Source organism: Streptococcaceae bacterium ESL0687, from assembly GCA_029392475.1.
Taxonomy (GTDB): domain Bacteria; phylum Bacillota; class Bacilli; order Lactobacillales; family Streptococcaceae; genus Floricoccus.
Genome location: CP113940.1, coordinates 837,377 through 854,749 on the forward strand (window position 1 = coordinate 837,377; position 17,373 = coordinate 854,749).

A 17,373-nucleotide genomic window follows, 5' to 3' on the forward strand; every position below is an offset into this window, starting at 1 on the left:
TCCATTTTGGAATTCCCTTAATTTTAATACATATCGTAGGTTCTATAGATTCGGTCACTTAACAGGCAAACCACCTCATAATTGATGGTTCCTCTTTTATCAGCAATATCATCAACCGTAATTTCTTGGCCTGAATCTTTACCAATCAGGGTCACTTTAGTTCCCAAAGGATACTCTTGATCAAGTTTAATAGTGGTCTGGTCCATGGAAACACGTCCAATAATTGGCATCCTTTTTCCATCAACAAGGACCTCAAATCCTTGCATGTCACGGGTCCATCCGTCTGCGTAGCCAATAGGCAAGGTTCCTACAAAGATATCCTCATCAGAAGTATAGGTCGCCCCGTAACCTACAGTCTCACCAGCCGGTAGATGCTTAACATGAGTAAGTTCACTTTCAAGACTTAAGGCAGGTTTTAAATCAAAAGGTAAGTTAAGAGCCCTACCAGATGGATTCAAACCATACATGGCATCACCAAACCTTACAATATCTCTAACTGTATCCTCATGCCAGATACTGGCTGCTGAGTTACTTGAGTGAATGAAATTTGGCTTACGTTTAAGACCAGCAAGAATTTCATCGAATTTATCCTCCTGCTGATTAAATTTTTCATGGGACTCCTCATCAGCTGTTGCAAAATGGGTGAAAATTCCTTCGAAAACAATTTGATGGTCATCAAGAAGATCGATTACCTCATTAATTTCATCGATATTCCTAATTCCAATTCGTCCCATCCCACTATCAACTTTTAAATGAACCTTAAGGTCTGATAAATCTCCTGCCTGGTATTCGTCTGTAAGATGGTGGAGCCAATCAAGACTTGGTACCGTCAAGGAAATATTATGTTCAAGAGCTAAGTTAATATCTTCCGGATTTATCCCACTTAGGACTAGGATATCTTTTAAAATACCATTTTCTCTTAATTCAAGAGCCTCATCCAAATTTGATACAGCAAAACCTGCAACCAAACTTTCTACAGCCTGAGATACCTGCACAGCCCCGTGACCGTAAGAATTAGCCTTAACAACAGCATAAATCATAGTCTGGTCAGGTAGGTGACTCTTGATTTGATGAATATTTTCCCTAATATTTTCTAAATTAACGATAATCCTCGTCGGACGATGCACACTAGTTTTCATTTTAACCCTCTTCTAAAATAACAAACGCAATAGCTTCAAGATTTGAATGACTTATACTTACAAAAACTTTACCACAGTCATTAAAAGGAGATTTACTAAAATAAGGAGCTCCTGCCTCATTATTTAAAATCTCCAAATCCTGAAAACTTACTTTTCCAATTCCAGTCCCCCAGGCCTTTGAAAAGGCTTCTTTAGCTGACCAGCGGCCAGCTAGATACTCAATCTGTCTTTGGCCGGAGTATTTATTATATACTACTTGCTCTGCTTCGGTAAGTACCCTTTTTGCAAAATTTGAATTCTTTTCCTGAGCTTTTTTAATCCGGCTAAGTTCGATATTATCAATGCCTATGTTTTTAATCATTTTTTAGCTGCATTAACAAGTTGACTAACTTCTTTTCTGCTTAACTTACGGTATTCACCAGGAGCCACTCCTGCAAGATCAAGTGGTCCATATTGAACACGGCTAAGTTTTTGGACTGGAAGACCTACGGCATCAAGCATTTTTTTAACCTGGTGGTTACGTCCCTCGTGGATGGCAAGACTTAAAACACTTGTCTTTTTAACACCATCAGTTTTAAGAATGGTATAGGTTGCAGGTTTTGTCTTACGGCCGTCAATCTTAACTCCTTGAGTTAGGGGGCGCAGATTTTCCTTGTTGGCCTGCCCCTTAACTTTTGCTACATAGACTTTTTCTACCTCGTGTTTGGGGTGGGTCATAAGGTTTGCAAATTCACCGTCATTGGTCATAAGGATAAGACCACTTGTGTCCCAGTCCAGACGTCCAACTGGATAAATCCGCTCTTTAACACCACCAAAGAAGTCCATAACAGTCTTTCTACCCTTTTCGTCGCTAACTGAAGAAATAACTCCGCGCGGCTTGTTTAGTAAAAAGTAAACTGGCTCTTCATTGTAGACAGAAACTCCTTCTACTTCAACGCGGTCTCCTGATTTAACCTGGTAGGCCAGATCTGTCATCCGAGCACCGTTAACAGAGACAAGTCCTGATTTGATTAGCTCCTCAGCCTTACGACGACTGGCAATTCCAGCGTGAGCTAAATATTTATTGATTCTCATTATTAATTCCTATTTTTCTATTTTATATATTTAGTTATCGTTAGTTATTTTAATATCTCAATTATATCTCAATCTCTATTCATTAAAGAGAGAGACATCCTCAGACTCTAATCCATTTTCATCTACCTGAGGAAGCTCTTCTAGAGAGTTGATTCCTATAAAATCAAGGAAGAAGTCAGTTGTTGCATAGATATTAGGACTTCCGATAACTTCTTTTTTCCCAACCACTTTGATTAAATCAAAAGTTAACAGGGTTGTTATGGCACCTTGGGAGTTAACCCCCCTAACATTATCAACTTCAACCCTGGTCAAAGGGCCCTTATAGGCAATGATTGATAAGACCTCCATGGCAGCCTTTGAAAGCGACTGATTTATAGGGGTCTTTGCATACTGCTTGAGGAAATCCTTAAAACTAGCCTTTGTAGTCAGACGAAATCTTCCTGCAGTTTCAATTACTGTCAGGCCACTTTTTTCATTGAGTTCGTAATTTTCCTTTAACTTATCAACCTGCTGGGCAATGGCTTGGGGATCTAACCCCATTAAAGATGCTAGATCCCTAAGACTCAAACCTTCTTCTCCTGCTACAAATAACAGGACCTCAAGTTCAGCCAATTTGTTCATTATATTCTCCTACCCCCTCTAAAATAATTGATCCAAAGGCCTCTTCTTGGCTACAAATTACTAATTGATTTTTAATCAACTCAAGGGTCGCAAGAAAAATTGTTATCATCTCATCCTTACTGGTTGACTGATTAAACAAATCAGAAAAGACAATCCTTCCCCGGTCCCTAATAATTTGACCCACCTCTTTTATTTTCTCTTCAATTGAGAAACTCTCTTTAAGAACAATATTATTTTCATCCTTAAATTCAGCCTTCTTCTGTTCAATAATCTTACTAAAGGCTAGAAAGATATCAATACTTGTTTTATCGTGAACCAAAACACCTTCATCACTTGGAATTTCTGTCTTTTCTTTGGAATAAAAGGCAGACCTCTCCTCATGAAGATCCCTCAATTCTTCCGATAAAAGCTTAAATTTCCGGTACTCATCAATCTGACTTAAAAGTTCTTGCTCTAAATCAAGACCGTTATCTTCCATTTCTTCAGCCACAGTAGGAAGAAGGCGCCTTGATTTTATCAAAATCAACTGGCTGGCCATCACAAGATACTCGCTTGCCAACTCAAGCTCTAGTATTTTCATGGAATTAACATAAGTTAAGTACTGCTCGATGACCGAGACCAAAGGAACTTCATAGATATCCATTTTATATTGATTTACTAGGTGGAGAAGTAAATCAAGGGGACCCTCAAAGTCCTTAATTTTGATTTTAATATTATTCATTTTACTAGCACATTTCTAACTTATTATTTTCTTTGGTAACTTACCTGTTCATATGCCTTCAAGTCACTTTTACTAGCCTTTTCTCCAATTGTATAGTGCTTGGTAAAATCATGAACAAAAGCATTAAAGGCCTTTAAGACCTCTTGTCTAGGAATTATCCCAATAAAATCTCTCCCGTCTAAGACAGGTAGAAAAGATTGCTTGGTTAACTTCCGCAGAACATCTTCAAAATTATAATTGATTTGAACTGTCTCAATATCCCTATTTACAATTTGAGATATTTCAGTCTGATTGCTTTTTTCATAGTAAAAATCATGCATATTTTCGAAGTCAACTATTTCTGTTAGACCAAGAATTCCTACATATTCCTTCTTTTTATTAACGACAGGTACATTTGTATACTTGTACTGGCTTAATAAAAGTTTGGCATGGGTTATATTATGCTCATCTACAAGAACTGCAACATCAGCAGCAGGTTTTAAAAAGGTTTCCGACTGGGCTAGGAGAAAGTTTTCAATTTTTTTATCTATCATAGTTCAAATGGAACTCCAATCCTTTAATAGGTTCGTGATCTCGGGTGAGATATTGAATATTATAGGCGTCTTTTGTTAACTCAAGCTTACAGTACATTTTTTCAGGATATTCACCGCGCGGCTGGCTAATGCTTCCTGGATTTAAATAAAGAGTTTTATCCTCAATTTGGGCTACCGGCCGGTGGATATGGCCGAAAAAGACCATGTCTGCCTGGTTTTGCTTGGCTAAATTTTCCAAACCAGTTAGACCAAAATTAACACCAAAAAGATGACCATGGGTCACGAGGATTTTTTTACCCTCATCCTCTAAGGAAACAAGTTCCTTATAACCTGAGTCAAAATCACAATTACCTCTAACAACTGTAATTCCTTCCCAGACCTTATCATCACTTGGAAGTTCTGAGTCCCCGCAATGGATAATGGCACTGGCCTTACCCAGATACTTATTTTTTATATCTTCAACAATTTTCCGGTCACCATGAGAATCACTCATAATTATAATCATTTTGCCCACTCTTCCCACTCATCAAGGAGTTTTGCAAGGGCACGAGCCCTGTGAGAAATTTTATTTTTTTCTTCCATTGGCAGCTGAGCTGCAGTTTTACCAGTTTCACCAACCTCAAAGAGGGGATCATAACCAAATCCATTGTCACCCTTTGGAATAGTCGCAATATAGCCGTCCCAATCAGCTTCCACAACTAAAGATTCTTTGTCAGGGGCTGCAACGACTAAGGCCGTATGGAAGTTTGCCTTGCGGCGTTCAGGGGTGACTGCAGTACTTGCTAGTTCATGGAGTAATTTGGCGTTATTAGCAGCGTCTGTCGCATTATCTCCAGCAAAACGTGCACTCCAGATTCCTGGGAGACCACCAAGAATATCTACCATCAGGCCTGAATCATCAGCTAAAACCATTTTCCCAGTAAGTTCGGAAATGGTTTCAGCCTTAAGTCTGGCATTCTCCTCAAAACTTGACCCTGTTTCCGCTACCTCAGGAAGGTCTGGGAAATCATTTAAGTTTTTAACCGTATAGCCAAGTTCAGCAAACATCTGACGAAATTCCTTGGTTTTTCCTTCATTGTGCGTTGCTATTAAGATTTCCCGGTCAGCACTGATTTCATATTTTTTATCATCAAGAGAGGCTGCCTTAAAACCAATCTTATCAAAGCTTGACTCGTCAAATTCACCCACAGTTTCCAAATGAATTAACGTATTATCTAAATAGGCAGTAAAAATTCCCTTCTCTAGCTGGAAGCTATAGTCATTACCACTAGCAAGTCGCAACATTTCAAAGAAGATTGCATAGGTTGCTTCTACATTTCCATCAACAGAGAAAATTTCAAAACCAAATTCTTCACTTGTAGTTTCAGGCAGTCGGTAAAAGAATTTCTCCAAGCTCATTACTTCTTTAGAAAAATTACCGGTAAAACTGCTAACTACAAATGACTTATCATCTGTAATTTTTCCGAAAACATTATTTTCAAGATCCTTAACTACTCTGCTCATAGGTCTACATGCTCCACTTCTATATCTTTGTCTAACCAGGCGTTTGCTATTTCCTTAAAGCTTTCAACACCTGCTGTTGTGTAAAATTTGTGATTAATTTGCCGCTTACTTTCCCCGTTGATTAAAAAATAATCCAGCAGCATGGAAATATCACTCACAGCCTCTGCTCCACTATCTATCAGCTTAACTTGAGGTCCCATAACATTTTGAATAATGGGCCTTAGGAGGGGATAATGGGTACAGGCTAGGACCAAGGTATCCACCTTACCAACCAGGGGCTGTAAACTCTCATAAACAACTTTTTTGGTTATGGAAGAATTTATTTCATTACTTTCAACCAGGGGGGCAAATTTAGGACAGGCTAAGCTATGTACCTCTATCTTAGGTGCCTTTTTTTCAATAATTTTCTTATAGGATTCGCTTTTTATGGTCATCTCTGTTCCAATAATCCCGACCTGACCACTTTTACTTGTCTTAATGGCAGCCCTACTCCCTGGAAGGATAACACCGATAATTGGAATATCAATTTGCTGCCTAATCTGATCTAAGGCAAGAGCTGTTGCTGTGTTACAAGCAATAACAATCATCTTGACATCCTTGCCCACTAAAAAGTTGACCAGTTGCCAGGTATAAGAAATAATCTGCTCCGCAGGTCTTGGCCCATAAGGAGCCCGCCTAGAATCACCTATATAAATAACTTCTTCCTGGGGCAGCTGTCTCATTAACTCCTTAACAACAGTTAAACCACCAACTCCTGAGTCTAAAAATCCTATTGGTCTATTATCCATAACATCACCTAAATCCTCAAAAAATAAAGGGGTAGAGCATCGTGCTCTAGCCCTTATTTCTTTTTATTTGCCTCTTGTTTGGCAGAATTTTTAATCTGACGGAAAACTTGCTGAACTTGAGTTTCACTTGGTTTACGACCCATTGAACTCATCATCATACGAACTGCATCTTCATTAAGGGGAGGATTATCCATCATCATTTTCTTAACTTGAGAACGACTTAGGAAGATTCCACCCGCAAAGCCTGCAACTGCAGCAATAAGAATTAGCAAAATAGCAATTCCAATATTCATTTTCTTTTTTCTCCTTATCCTAATTCACTTATAGAATTCACTTACAAAGTATACCAAAAATAAGGCTGAAATTCAATAAAACATATTTACAGGATAGCTTCCGACTTGTGTTCTACCTACGTCCTTGTATTCCCTGTGTATAGTAGACTACTCCTGATCAAAATCAAAGCCATACAAGGTAGCAAAGTAATCTTCAGGGGTTTCAGCCCGTCTAATCATAGTAGTACTTCCGTCTTCTTTAAGCAGAATCTCTGCACTCCTAAGTTTTGCATTGTACTGGTAACCCATTGAAAAACCGTGCGCTCCTGTATCATGAATGACTAGAGTATCTCCCACTTCAACCGGAGGAAGCATTCTTTCCACCGCAAACTTATCATTATTCTCACATAAAGAACCTACAACATCAACTTTTTCGAGAGCAGATGCATCTTCCTTGCCACTAACACTTATATGATGATAGGCCCCGTAAAAGGCTGGGCGCATCAGGTTAACGGCACTTGCATCAACTCCCACATAATCCCTGTATGTTTTTTTCTTATGAAGGACCTTGGTTATCAAATGACCATGTGGAGCTAGCATGAAGCGGCCTAGTTCAGTAAAAATTTTGACTGAAGAAAGTCCTACTGGAAGTAAAACTTTTTCATAAGCCTTTCTTACCCCTTCACCAATTTTAAAGATGTCATTTTCTTCCTGTTCAGGTAGATAATTGACCCCAATACCTCCTGATAGATTGATAAAATCAAGATCCACGCCAGTTTTTTCAACCACATAAACGGCAAGTTCAAATAATTCCTCAGCAAGGGCTGGGTAATAGTCATTGGTTACTGTATTACTTGCCAAAAAGGAATGAATCCCAAATTTTTCAACTCCCAGTTCCTTTAATTCTTTGAAGGCCTGGACCAATTGATCCTTTGTCATCCCAAATTTTGATTCCTCTGGGCTATCCATAATGTCGGTTCCAAGGGCAAATACACCTCCAGGATTATAACGGCAACTAATTGTTTTAGGAATAGCAATCGTTTCCTTAAGCATTTCAATATGCTCATAGGCATCAAGATTAATAATCGCTCCAATCTCTTCTGCATAAGAAAATTCACTAGCTGGAGTATTATTTGATGAGAACATAATATCATGACCCTTAAAACCAAGTTTGTGACTCATAAGGAGCTCCACATAACTGGCACAGTCAACACCACAGCCTTCTTCCTGTAAGATCTTTAAAATGGCAGGAGTTGGGGTTGCCTTAACCGCAAAGTATTCCTTAAAACCCTTGTTCCATGAAAATGCTGCTTGAAGGTCACGCGCCTTCTTTCTAATTCCAGCTTCATCATAAAGATGGAAGGGGGTTGGATATTTTTCGGTAATTTCCTGTAATTTTTCACTAGCCACAAATGGTTTTTTCATCAATCTATCCTCCATATTTTTACAATATTCTAACATTTTTTCAAAAAAATAAAAATATTTATTAAAAAAGACAGGATAGATACATATCCTGTCTTTTTTCTAATTGCTTGATTGAGAATTGTCTAATCCTGTATCAACCTTAAAACCATTTTCAAATTTTGCTTCATCATTTTGAACAAAACCAAAATCCTTAAATGGATAGTACCTAAAGCTGATTCGACCGTAAATATCTGATTTATTGATTAGACCAAATTTCCTGCTGTCGTCTTCAACCTTACGGTTGTCATTTAAAATTAAGTAGGTATCCTCAGGCAATTTAGCTATATCCTTGCCTGAAATACTTGCTACTGTGAAGTCTGTATTATACTCTTCACCTGGATTTTCAAGTAGATAGGCTGTTTCGTTATCCTTAATATAAGGCTCCTTGATAACCCGGCCATCAATATAGAGAAGATCATCAAGCATAACTGCTTCTTGATTTGGAATGGCGATAATTCTTCCGATATATTTTTTACCGTCATGCCTGTAAGCAACCAGGTCAAGATTTTCAAGCTTGGATTCTTTTAAGGCAATAACCTGGTCTGATTTTACTAAAACCGGAGCCATGTTATCATTATGGATCCTAATAGGCTCAATAATAAATATACGTAAGACTGCTAAAAAAACAATAATAACGCTCGCAATTATTAGTTTAGTATATAAATCTCTCTTTACCATATCCTACTCCTAGAACTTCTAGATACAAGTAAAGGGCGGTTATTATCCACCCTTTTTTCAATATATTACTGGGGTAGCTGGATTCGAACCAACGCATGAGGGAGTCAAAGTCCCTTGCCTTACCGCTTGGCTATACCCCAAAGGTATTAGTTTAAAAACTAAATGGAAGGGGAGGGATTCGAACCCCCGAACCCGAAGGAGCGGATTTACAGTCCGCCGCGTTTAGCCACTTCGCTACCCTTCCATGTTAAAAGTATATCAAAATCAACAAAAATAATTCTATCAAAAATTTATTGATTTTTCAATACTTAAATTAACTTTTTTACAATTTAATTTATAGGGCTAAATTGTAACTTCTAATAGCCTCTTCAAGGGCTGTTGAATAATTTTTATATTGGGCAATCTCTTTGCCGTTTTCCCTTAAAACAAATTTACCATCATTTTCAATGATTTGTGCTACAAGTTTTTTACCTATGATTAGGTCAACACCATCAGTTGTATCAACTATTTGGATTTCTATATCTTTCTTTTTTCTCATGGGTTAATTCTACAGGAAATTTGATAAATTTTCAAGCTTGGAAAATAAAGGGAATGGACTCAAATATCCATTCCCAAATCCTTATTAGACCTTGTAAATCCAACCTTCTGGCGCTTCTACATCGCCAAACTGGATACCAGTAAGTTCCTCATAAAGTTTTTTAGTTACTGGCCCAACTTCTTCTGTGCTGTAAAAGACATGGAAGTCGTCCCCGTTTTGAATACCTCCAATTGGAGAAATAATAGCAGCTGTTCCGCAGGCACCGGCTTCCTTAAAATCATCCAACTTATCCACAAAAACATCACCTTCAATTGCCTTAAGACCTAGGCGATTTTCTGCCAGGTAAAGGAGGGAATATTTAGTAATACTTGGTAGGATTGACGGACTAAGTGGTGTTACAAATTCATCATTTTTAGTAATTCCAAAGAAGTTGGCACTTCCTACTTCTTCAATTTTAGTATGGGTTGCAGGATCTAGGTAAATTACATCACTAAAGCCCATATCCTTTGCAACTGCACCTGGCACTAAACTTGCGGCATAGTTTCCACCAACCTTGGCTGACCCAGTCCCGTGAGGAGCTGCCCTATCATAGTCATAGGAAACCAAGAAGTTGGTTGGAGCAAGTCCGCCCTTAAAATAGTTCCCAACAGGCATGGCAAAGACTGTAAAAATGTATTCTGGCGCTGGATGAATCCCAATAGCATTTCCCACCCCAATTAGAAGGGGACGAAGGTAGAGGGTTGCCCCGCTTCCATAAGGAGGAACAAAATCTTCATTAGCTCTTACAACCTGCATGACAGCGTCAATAAATTTTTCAGTTGGCACTTCTGCCATCATAAGACGTCTTGCCGTTTGCTGAAGTCTTTCAGCATTTTTATCCGGTCTAAAAAGATTGATTGAGCCGTCCTTTGTTCGGTAAGCCTTTAATCCCTCAAATCCCTGCTGTCCGTAATGAATGGCAGTACTTGACTCATCTATATGTAAAACGGCATCCTCTGTTAAATGACCCTCATCCCAGGCTCCGTCTTTAAATCTTGAAATGTAGCGAAAAGGTAGCTCCCTATACTCAAACCCTAGGTTATCCCAATCAATATTTACTGGCATTTCATATCCTCCTACTTTTTTGATATAATCGTTTTGATAATTTTAAAATATTTTTTTGAAAATTACAAGAATTTATGCAAAAATTCAGAATATTTAGGAGAAGCCATGGACTTATTCAAACATACCGATTGGAAGAAATTAATTGAATTTTTAGGTTTAAAAATTTTTCATCTGGTAGTTACAACAATTTTATTTTACATCCTCTATAAACTTTGCCGCAAAATAATCAGTCAATTTTTTAAAAATTATGCCAAAAAATCCTGGTCAGATACAGCTTGGACCATGACCTTTTCTAGGATTTCCTTAAGTGCCCTTCAATATGTAACCCTCTTTTTATATGTTTACACTATCCTTGATATTGTAGGGATTCCAACCAGTAAACTTCTAGCTGGAGCTGGATTTTTCGGGGTTGTCCTCTCCCTAATCGGCCATGACCTACTATCAGATATCATTACAGGATTCTTTATCATCTTTGAAAACCAGGCCAATGTAGGGGACTATATTTCTATCGTTAACATGCCACCTGCACTTGGTTATGTAGAATCTGTCGGTATTAGAAGTCTGACCATCGTTGACTGCAACGGAGCAAAAATCTACGTTCCCAACCATAACATTCAAAGTATCAGGAACTTTTCCAAGCAAGAATATAAGGTCTTCGTTGACCTACCAACTCCTAATATCAATAATCCTGACTATATTAGGAAACAAGTTCTTGCAATTAATGAACAGATTTATGAAAGCAATAAGGATATCTTCCTTGAAAAGCCCATTTATCTTGGAATCCAAGATCTAGCAGCATCAGGTCTATATCTTAGAACTGTAGCCTTTGTTAAATACGAACAAAATTTAAAGGCCCAAAACCTGCTTTTAGAACAATACATTAAAATTAATCTGATAGAAGAAAAAGAAGGCTCAGACAATTAGTCCAAGCCTTCTTTTTTATTCACTCATATCAATATCTTCTTTAAGTCTTTCAACATCCAAATCAGCTAAAAGAAAGTTCTTGTCGTTAGTCGGGAAATTTTGTTCCAGAACATGGACAGGGCCTAGTTCAAAGCGTCCTTCCTCTAAGACATAACTCATAACATGACCACCAAAGCTATAGTCATCAGAGATAAAATGAAGGTGATAGCCAGCAAGACTTACACCGTGGAACATTTCAGGGGTCCAAATCCCTACAATTGTCCCTCTCACATTCTCTTCAATGTATTCTGGTTGATTTTTTGCAACACTGGCAAAACGCTTACCACTTTCGGAGCGAGTTATCATCCTAACCTTCATCTCCTTGAAAAGTCCTTCAACCTTGATTGACCTAAAGAGATTAAAACCTTCAAAATAACTTTCCATCTTCTTGGCCAAATCAGTGCTATTTATCTCGCTTCTTTCAATACCGATAACTTCAGGGGTATGAAAAATTACTGCGGCATAAGGAACTAAAGAATCATCTGAAAGCTCAGTAATTGTTTTATCACCCTTAGCCTGAAAGGCACGACCATCAAGAATGATTAGCTCCCCGTCAATTGAATCAATTGTTCCAATTCCAAAATCACCGTGAGTTAGTAACTCACCAATTGTTAGATTTCCAGCATAAAGCCCTGACATTAAAGCACTTAAGGTGTTATGTTGAAAAAGTTTTATTCTATCAGTCATAGATTGCATCCTCCTCACCTATTATAAACCAGACCTTTAAAAAATTATAATAATAAGTTTGCAAGAAAAAAAGAAGCTATATTAGCTTCTATTTTGCATAGTCGATGGCTCTTGTTTCCCGAATAACTGTGACCTTAATATTTCCAGGATAATCCATATCTTCTTCAATTTTTTGCTTAATCTTATGTGATAAAATAACTGCTTGGTCATCATTGATTTTACCTGGATTAACTAGTACACGAATTTCTCGTCCTGCCTGAATAGCAAAACTTGAATCAACTCCGTCAAAGTTATTTGAAATCTCTTCGAGTTTTTGAAGTCTCTTGATATAGTTTTCAATTGACTCACGACGGGCTCCTGGACGAGCTGCACTTAGGGCATCTGCTGCTGCTACCAATAGGGCAATCACACTTGTTGGCTCCGTATCACCGTGGTGGCTAGCAATGGTATTAATAACAATTGGATTTTCCCTATACTTCTTAGCAAGTTCCACTCCAATTTCAACGTGACTTCCTTCTATCTCATGATCAAGGGCTTTCCCAATGTCATGAAGGAAACCAGCACGCTTAGCCAGGGCTACATTTTCACCCATCTCTCCTGCAAGAGCTCCTGCAAGATTTGCTACTTCAATTGAGTGGTTAAGAACATTTTGTCCATAACTTGTTCTAAAGTGAAGGCGACCCATAATTTTAATAATATCTGGATGGAGGGTATGAGCACCCACCTCAAAGGCTGCCTGCTCACCGTATTCGACGATTTTTTTGTCGATTTCCTTACGGTTTTTTTCAACCAACTCTTCAATTCGAGCCGGATGAATACGGCCGTCCTGGACAAGTTGTTCCAAGGTTAGACGGGCGATTTCCCGTCTAATCGGATCAAATCCTGATAGGACAACCGCTTCAGGTGTATCGTCAATAATGACATCAATCCCTGTTAGAGATTCAAAGGTACGGATATTACGACCTTCACGTCCAATAATCCTACCCTTCATCTCATCATTTGGAAGGCTGACAACTGAGACAGTCTGCTCACTTACAAAATCTCCACTAACCCTTTGCATGGCAAGGGCAAGGATATCTTTAGCACGCTTATCAGCTTCAACAGTAGCCTTCTCTTCACTAGCTCGAACCATCTGAGCTAGATCTCTTGTTAGTGAGTCCTCAGTTTCCTTAAGAACGATATCCCTAGCTTCCACTGTAGAAAGCTTAGCAACCTGCTCTAAGGTCTCCTGTTTAACTGCATCTAACTTCTCTACTTCTCTTTCACGCTGTTTAATTTGTTGCGTTTTTTGCTCAAGATTGTCTTCTTTTGAATCAAGGTTCAATTCCTTTTGAGTCAAGGCATCATCCTTGCGGTCCAATAGCTCTTCCCGCTGTTTTAGACGATTCTCTTGTTTTTTAAGTTCTTGTCGATTTTCTTCAAATTCTTTTTCAATTCTTAAGCGATAATTCTGACCCTCTTCAGTAATTACTAAGCGGGCTTCATTTTTCATATTTTCAGCATCACGCTTAGCAGCGAGGATTAAATCATTAGCTTTACTCTCAGCACTCTCTATCAATGTTTCAGCATCTAGCTGATCTTTATTCAGACGAATGTTGCGCAAGATAAAACCTGCAATCAAACCAATTACAGCGCAAAGGATAGTAGCAATAACACTTACCATCTTGTTACACCTCATTGTTTAAATTTTATACAGAAAAGTACTCTTAACCATACCTTAACATTTTATCATATTTAAAGGAAGTGGTCAAAAGATTGTGAATGCAAGTCACATGTAAGACACTTTTGATAAAATGAAATTTTCAAAAAAATGGTCTTGCTTACCTGCTTATTTTCGAATGAATTTTTCATCTTTTTCTGGAATCCCGTTTTCATCATCCACATACCGTTCAACCTCCATTTGAAGCCCGTACTTGTCCCTTAAAGCAATTATTTGATTCATTACTGGACTAGCATGATGAAGATCAAGATCCTCCTGATTTTTCCATTGATCAATCAAAAGAATGCTGTCTTCTCCTTCAAGGGGAAGAAAATATTCATATCGCAAATTCCCCTCCTTACTTCTAATTAAATCAACCAGTCCCTTATCAAGCATTTCCTGGGCAAATTTTTTAGGGGATCCATTTTCTCCCTTATAGTAAATATTTACTGTAATCGGCATCTTTTCCCTCCTGTTAAGTAATCACTTCAAGTAAAATCTTACAGGATTTCACAGGGATTGTCAGGTAAAAGCTCAGGCTCAAACAAAAAAATAGATGGATAAGATCCATCTATCTTCTTTTAGTATTTTCTAAATCTTTGATAACGTTTTTCAACAAGTTCTTCAGGACTTAGGGCAGAAAGTAGCTCAAGTTCAGAAGTCAATGCCTCTTTAAGAGTATAGATTGTTCTTTCTTCTGGAATAATCTTGTCCACTACTCCGTTAGCCAAAAGGTCACTAGAAGTTATCTTAAGTAGTTTGGCAGCTTCAGGGGCACGGCTTACGTCCTTCCAAAGGATGGTCGCAAATCCTTCTGGTGAGAGAATGCTATATACAGCATTTTCAAGCATCCAGACCCTATCTGCTACAGCAAGGGCTAGGGCTCCACCAGATCCTCCTTCACCAGTTATTATAGCAATAACTGGAACCTTTAGATCACTCATTTCTAAAAGGTTTCTTGCAATGGCCTCACCTTGACCACGCTCTTCGGCACCAAGCCCAGGGAAGGCTCCTGCCGTATTAATAAAGGTAATGACAGGACGGTTGAATTTTTCAGCCTGCTTCATTAAGCGTAGGGCCTTACGGTAACCTTCTGGGTGAGGTTGGCCAAAGTTACATTTTAAATTATCCTGCAGGCTCTTTCCCTTTTGGATTCCAATAATTGTTACTGGACGACCAGAAAGGCTTGCAATCCCACCGACAATGGCACCATCATCCCTAAAATTACGGTCCCCGTGGAATTCTATAAAATCATCAAAAAGCTGTTCAGCATAGTCAAGCATGGTCAGTCTATCTTGACTTCTTGCCAGCTGAACAATTTTATTAGCATTTTCGGGCATTTTTCTCTCCTCTAAGTTTAGGAATGTAGGTGTAAGATTTTTCCGATAGTACTAGCTAGATCTTTCCTTCTAACAATCTTATCAACAAAACCTTTTTCCTGTAAAAATTCAGCCTTCTGGAAATCTTCAGGTAAATTTTCACGTACAGTCTGCTCAATAACCCTACGACCTGCAAAACCAACAAGACTTTGCGGTTCAGCTAAGATTATGTCTCCAAGCATGGCAAAAGATGCTGTAACTCCCCCAGTTGTTGGGTCGGTTAAAACGGTTAAATAAAGTAGACCTGCATTTGAATGTCTTTTAACCGCAGCAGATATTTTAGCCATTTGCATAAGGCTCATAATACCTTCCTGCATCCGGGCACCACCTGATGCTGTAAAGATGACAACTGGTAGACCTTCAGCTTGGGCATGCTCAAAAAGCCTAGTGATCTTCTCACCAACAACCATTCCCATTGAGGCCATAATAAAATTTGGGTCCATGATGGCTAAGGCTGTCTTTTGTCCCTTAATTTTTGCAAGGCCAGTTAGAACAGCTTCATCAAGACCTGTCTTTTCTTTAGTGAAAGCAAGTTTTTCAGGATAACCTGGAAAATCAAGGGGGTCAGTTGTTTCAATTCCTGTAAATAGCTCTTCAAAAGATCCCTTATCAACGATAAGCTTAAGACGCTCTTTAGCAGAAATCCTAAAATTATAACCACAGAAGGGACAAACCTTTTCCTTACCTAAATCCTTAGTGTAGATGGTATGTTTACAAACAGGACATTTGGCAAAAAGTTCGTCAGGAATTTCAGGCTTACTTACCTTTTCATCTATTGTTGAACGGTTAGGATTTATCCGAATATACTTATTTTTTTTGCTAAATAAAGCCATGGTTTCTTAAATCTCTCCCTCTAAATAGTCAGATAAGAAAACTTCTCCAAGAAAGGAAGTATCATAATCTCCTGCGATAATTTGATCATTTGAGATCAAGTCTAGTTGGAAGTCTGCATTAGTTTGAACACCTTCAACTTCAAGCTCAAAAAGAGCCCTTTGCATTTTCATTAATGCCTCAAAACGATTTTCCCCGTGGACGATTATTTTAGCAATCATACTGTCATAGTAAGGAGGAATAGTATAACCCTGATACATGGCAGAATCAACACGCAAGCCAACACCACCTGACGGAAGGTACAAACCACTTATATTACCAGGACTTGGGGCAAAGTTGAATTTAGGGTTTTCAGCATTTATACGGCATTCAATAGCGTGACCTGTGAACTCAATATCTTCTTGCTGAATGTCAAGGCTTTCACCAGCAGCAATTTTGATTTGAGACTTAACAATATCAACTCCAGTTATAAATTCTGTTACGGGATGCTCCACCTGAATTCTTGTATTCATTTCCATGAAATAGAAGTCACCAGATTCTTCATCCAGTAAAAATTCAATGGTTCCAGCATTTTCATAACCAACATATGAGGCAGCAGCTACTGCCGCTTGACCTATTTTATTTCTTAAGCTGTGTCCAATTGCAACTGAAGGGGCTTCTTCTAGAACCTTTTGGTTGTTACGCTGGAGGGAGCAATCACGCTCACCCAGATGGATAACTTGACCAAATTCATCTGCTAGAATCTGCACCTCAATATGCCTAGCTGGATAGATAACACGTTCTAAGTACATGGCTCCGTTACCAAAGGCTGCCTGAGCTTCAGCTTGGGCAGAAGCAAAATTAGGAACGAGTTCTTCCTTAGAATTTACCTTCCTAATTCCCTTTCCACCACCACCAGCAGAAGCTTTAAGCATAACTGGATAGCCAATTTTCTCAGCAATTTCAAGGGCCTCTTGGGCTGAGTAAACCTCCCCATCAGAACCTGGAATAACAGGGACTTTGGCCGCAATCATCTGTTTACGGGCATTAATCTTATCTCCCATCATGTCCATAATTTTGGCTGATGGTCCAATAAATTTGATTCCCACTTCTTCACAGAGGTTAGCAAATTTTGAATTCTCACTTAAAAATCCAAAACCTGGGTGGATAGCTTCAGCTTTTAAAGTAACTGCAGCTGAAATTATTTGGTGCATGTTTAGGTAAGATTCGCTTGCCTTAGCTGGACCTATACAAACTGCTTCATCAGCTAATAAAGTATGAAGGGCATAGCGGTCTGCTTCCGAGTAGACGGCAACTGTTTGAATTCCAAGTTCGCGTGCAGCACGGATAATCCTTACTGCAATCTCCCCTCGATTTGCAATTAATATTTTCTTAAACAT

Annotated in this window: 20 protein-coding genes, 2 tRNA genes and 1 pseudogene; 1 reads left to right on the forward strand and 22 read right to left on the reverse strand. The window is 38.6% G+C overall.

The window, feature by feature from the left end; all coding sequences use genetic code 11:
- Positions 1-23 precede the first annotated feature (23 nt).
- The 16 genes and pseudogenes from alr to OZX60_04160 all read right to left on the reverse strand — a co-directional run bounded on the left by alr (position 24) and on the right by OZX60_04160 (position 10,435).
- On the reverse strand, positions 24-1,139 hold the full coding sequence (gene alr, locus OZX60_04085; GenBank protein ID WEV44627.1) for an alanine racemase: 1,116 nt from the start codon (positions 1,137-1,139) through the stop codon (positions 24-26).
- Between the two features lies 1 nt (position 1,140).
- The gene (gene acpS / locus OZX60_04090) at positions 1,141-1,500 is read right to left on the reverse strand and encodes a holo-ACP synthase (GenBank protein ID WEV44628.1); all 360 of its coding nucleotides are present in this window, start codon (positions 1,498-1,500) and stop codon (positions 1,141-1,143) included.
- Positions 1,497-2,216 carry a pseudouridine synthase gene (locus OZX60_04095; protein ID WEV45877.1) on the reverse strand — a complete coding sequence of 240 codons (720 nt, stop codon included), beginning with the start codon at positions 2,214-2,216 and terminating at the stop codon, positions 1,497-1,499. Before OZX60_04095 ends, acpS begins: the two co-directional genes overlap by 4 nt.
- Before the next feature lie 72 nt (positions 2,217-2,288).
- Positions 2,289-2,834, reverse strand: coding sequence for an SMC-Scp complex subunit ScpB (scpB, locus tag OZX60_04100; GenBank protein ID WEV44629.1), 546 nt, complete (start codon positions 2,832-2,834; stop codon positions 2,289-2,291).
- Positions 2,818-3,555: a segregation/condensation protein A gene (locus tag OZX60_04105; protein WEV44630.1), complete on the reverse strand. Its 738-nt coding sequence runs from the start codon at positions 3,553-3,555 to the stop codon at positions 2,818-2,820. Before OZX60_04105 ends, scpB begins: the two co-directional genes overlap by 17 nt.
- A gap of 23 nt (positions 3,556-3,578) precedes the next feature.
- Positions 3,579-4,088: a CBS domain-containing protein gene (locus OZX60_04110; protein ID WEV44631.1), complete on the reverse strand. Its 510-nt coding sequence runs from the start codon at positions 4,086-4,088 to the stop codon at positions 3,579-3,581.
- Positions 4,078-4,593, reverse strand: coding sequence for a metallophosphoesterase (locus OZX60_04115; GenBank protein ID WEV44632.1), 516 nt, complete (start codon positions 4,591-4,593; stop codon positions 4,078-4,080). The genes OZX60_04110 and OZX60_04115 overlap by 11 nt, the downstream gene beginning before the upstream one ends.
- Positions 4,590-5,183: pseudogene (locus OZX60_04120) on the reverse strand (nucleoside-triphosphate diphosphatase). The gene OZX60_04115 and the pseudogene OZX60_04120 overlap by 4 nt, the downstream one beginning before the upstream one ends.
- Before the next feature lie 404 nt (positions 5,184-5,587).
- A complete protein-coding gene (gene racE / locus OZX60_04125; GenBank protein ID WEV44633.1) occupies positions 5,588-6,379 on the reverse strand; it encodes a glutamate racemase in 792 nt (263 codons plus the stop codon).
- 53 nt (positions 6,380-6,432) lie between these two features.
- Entirely contained in the window at positions 6,433-6,672 is a 240-nt protein-coding gene (locus OZX60_04130; protein WEV44634.1) for a YneF family protein, read from the reverse strand.
- A 147-nt stretch (positions 6,673-6,819) separates the two neighbouring features.
- On the reverse strand, positions 6,820-8,076 hold the full coding sequence (locus OZX60_04135; protein ID WEV44635.1) for a diaminopimelate decarboxylase: 1,257 nt from the start codon (positions 8,074-8,076) through the stop codon (positions 6,820-6,822).
- 99 nt (positions 8,077-8,175) lie between these two features.
- The gene (gene lepB, locus OZX60_04140) at positions 8,176-8,793 is read right to left on the reverse strand and encodes a signal peptidase I (protein WEV44636.1); all 618 of its coding nucleotides are present in this window, start codon (positions 8,791-8,793) and stop codon (positions 8,176-8,178) included.
- Between the two features lie 68 nt (positions 8,794-8,861).
- Positions 8,862-8,933: transfer RNA gene (locus OZX60_04145), tRNA-Gln, on the reverse strand.
- Positions 8,934-8,956: 23 nt separating this feature from the next.
- Positions 8,957-9,037, reverse strand: a tRNA-Tyr gene (locus OZX60_04150).
- Positions 9,038-9,127: 90 nt separating this feature from the next.
- The gene (locus OZX60_04155; protein ID WEV44637.1) at positions 9,128-9,331 is read right to left on the reverse strand and encodes a DUF2969 family protein; all 204 of its coding nucleotides are present in this window, start codon (positions 9,329-9,331) and stop codon (positions 9,128-9,130) included.
- Between the two features lie 84 nt (positions 9,332-9,415).
- The gene (locus tag OZX60_04160) at positions 9,416-10,435 is read right to left on the reverse strand and encodes a branched-chain amino acid aminotransferase (protein WEV44638.1); all 1,020 of its coding nucleotides are present in this window, start codon (positions 10,433-10,435) and stop codon (positions 9,416-9,418) included.
- Positions 10,436-10,540: 105 nt separating this feature from the next.
- Here OZX60_04160 and OZX60_04165 point away from each other — a divergent pair, with 105 nt between their 5' ends.
- Positions 10,541-11,359: a mechanosensitive ion channel gene (locus tag OZX60_04165; protein WEV44639.1), complete on the forward strand. Its 819-nt coding sequence runs from the start codon at positions 10,541-10,543 to the stop codon at positions 11,357-11,359.
- Positions 11,360-11,374: 15 nt separating this feature from the next.
- Here the strand turns inward: OZX60_04165 and budA are convergent, their stop codons facing one another.
- The 6 genes from budA to accC form a co-directional block, all read right to left on the reverse strand.
- Entirely contained in the window at positions 11,375-12,085 is a 711-nt protein-coding gene (gene budA / locus OZX60_04170) for an acetolactate decarboxylase (protein WEV44640.1), read from the reverse strand.
- 88 nt (positions 12,086-12,173) lie between these two features.
- Positions 12,174-13,748, reverse strand: coding sequence for a ribonuclease Y (gene rny, locus OZX60_04175; protein WEV44641.1), 1,575 nt, complete (start codon positions 13,746-13,748; stop codon positions 12,174-12,176).
- A 165-nt stretch (positions 13,749-13,913) separates the two neighbouring features.
- Positions 13,914-14,246: a putative quinol monooxygenase gene (locus OZX60_04180; GenBank protein ID WEV44642.1), complete on the reverse strand. Its 333-nt coding sequence runs from the start codon at positions 14,244-14,246 to the stop codon at positions 13,914-13,916.
- A gap of 119 nt (positions 14,247-14,365) precedes the next feature.
- Positions 14,366-15,124: an acetyl-CoA carboxylase carboxyl transferase subunit alpha gene (locus OZX60_04185; protein WEV44643.1), complete on the reverse strand. Its 759-nt coding sequence runs from the start codon at positions 15,122-15,124 to the stop codon at positions 14,366-14,368.
- A gap of 17 nt (positions 15,125-15,141) precedes the next feature.
- On the reverse strand, positions 15,142-15,996 hold the full coding sequence (gene accD, locus OZX60_04190; GenBank protein ID WEV44644.1) for an acetyl-CoA carboxylase, carboxyltransferase subunit beta: 855 nt from the start codon (positions 15,994-15,996) through the stop codon (positions 15,142-15,144).
- 6 nt (positions 15,997-16,002) lie between these two features.
- Complete coding sequence (gene accC, locus OZX60_04195; protein ID WEV44645.1) at positions 16,003-17,373, reverse strand: acetyl-CoA carboxylase biotin carboxylase subunit; 1,371 nt, start codon at positions 17,371-17,373, stop codon at positions 16,003-16,005.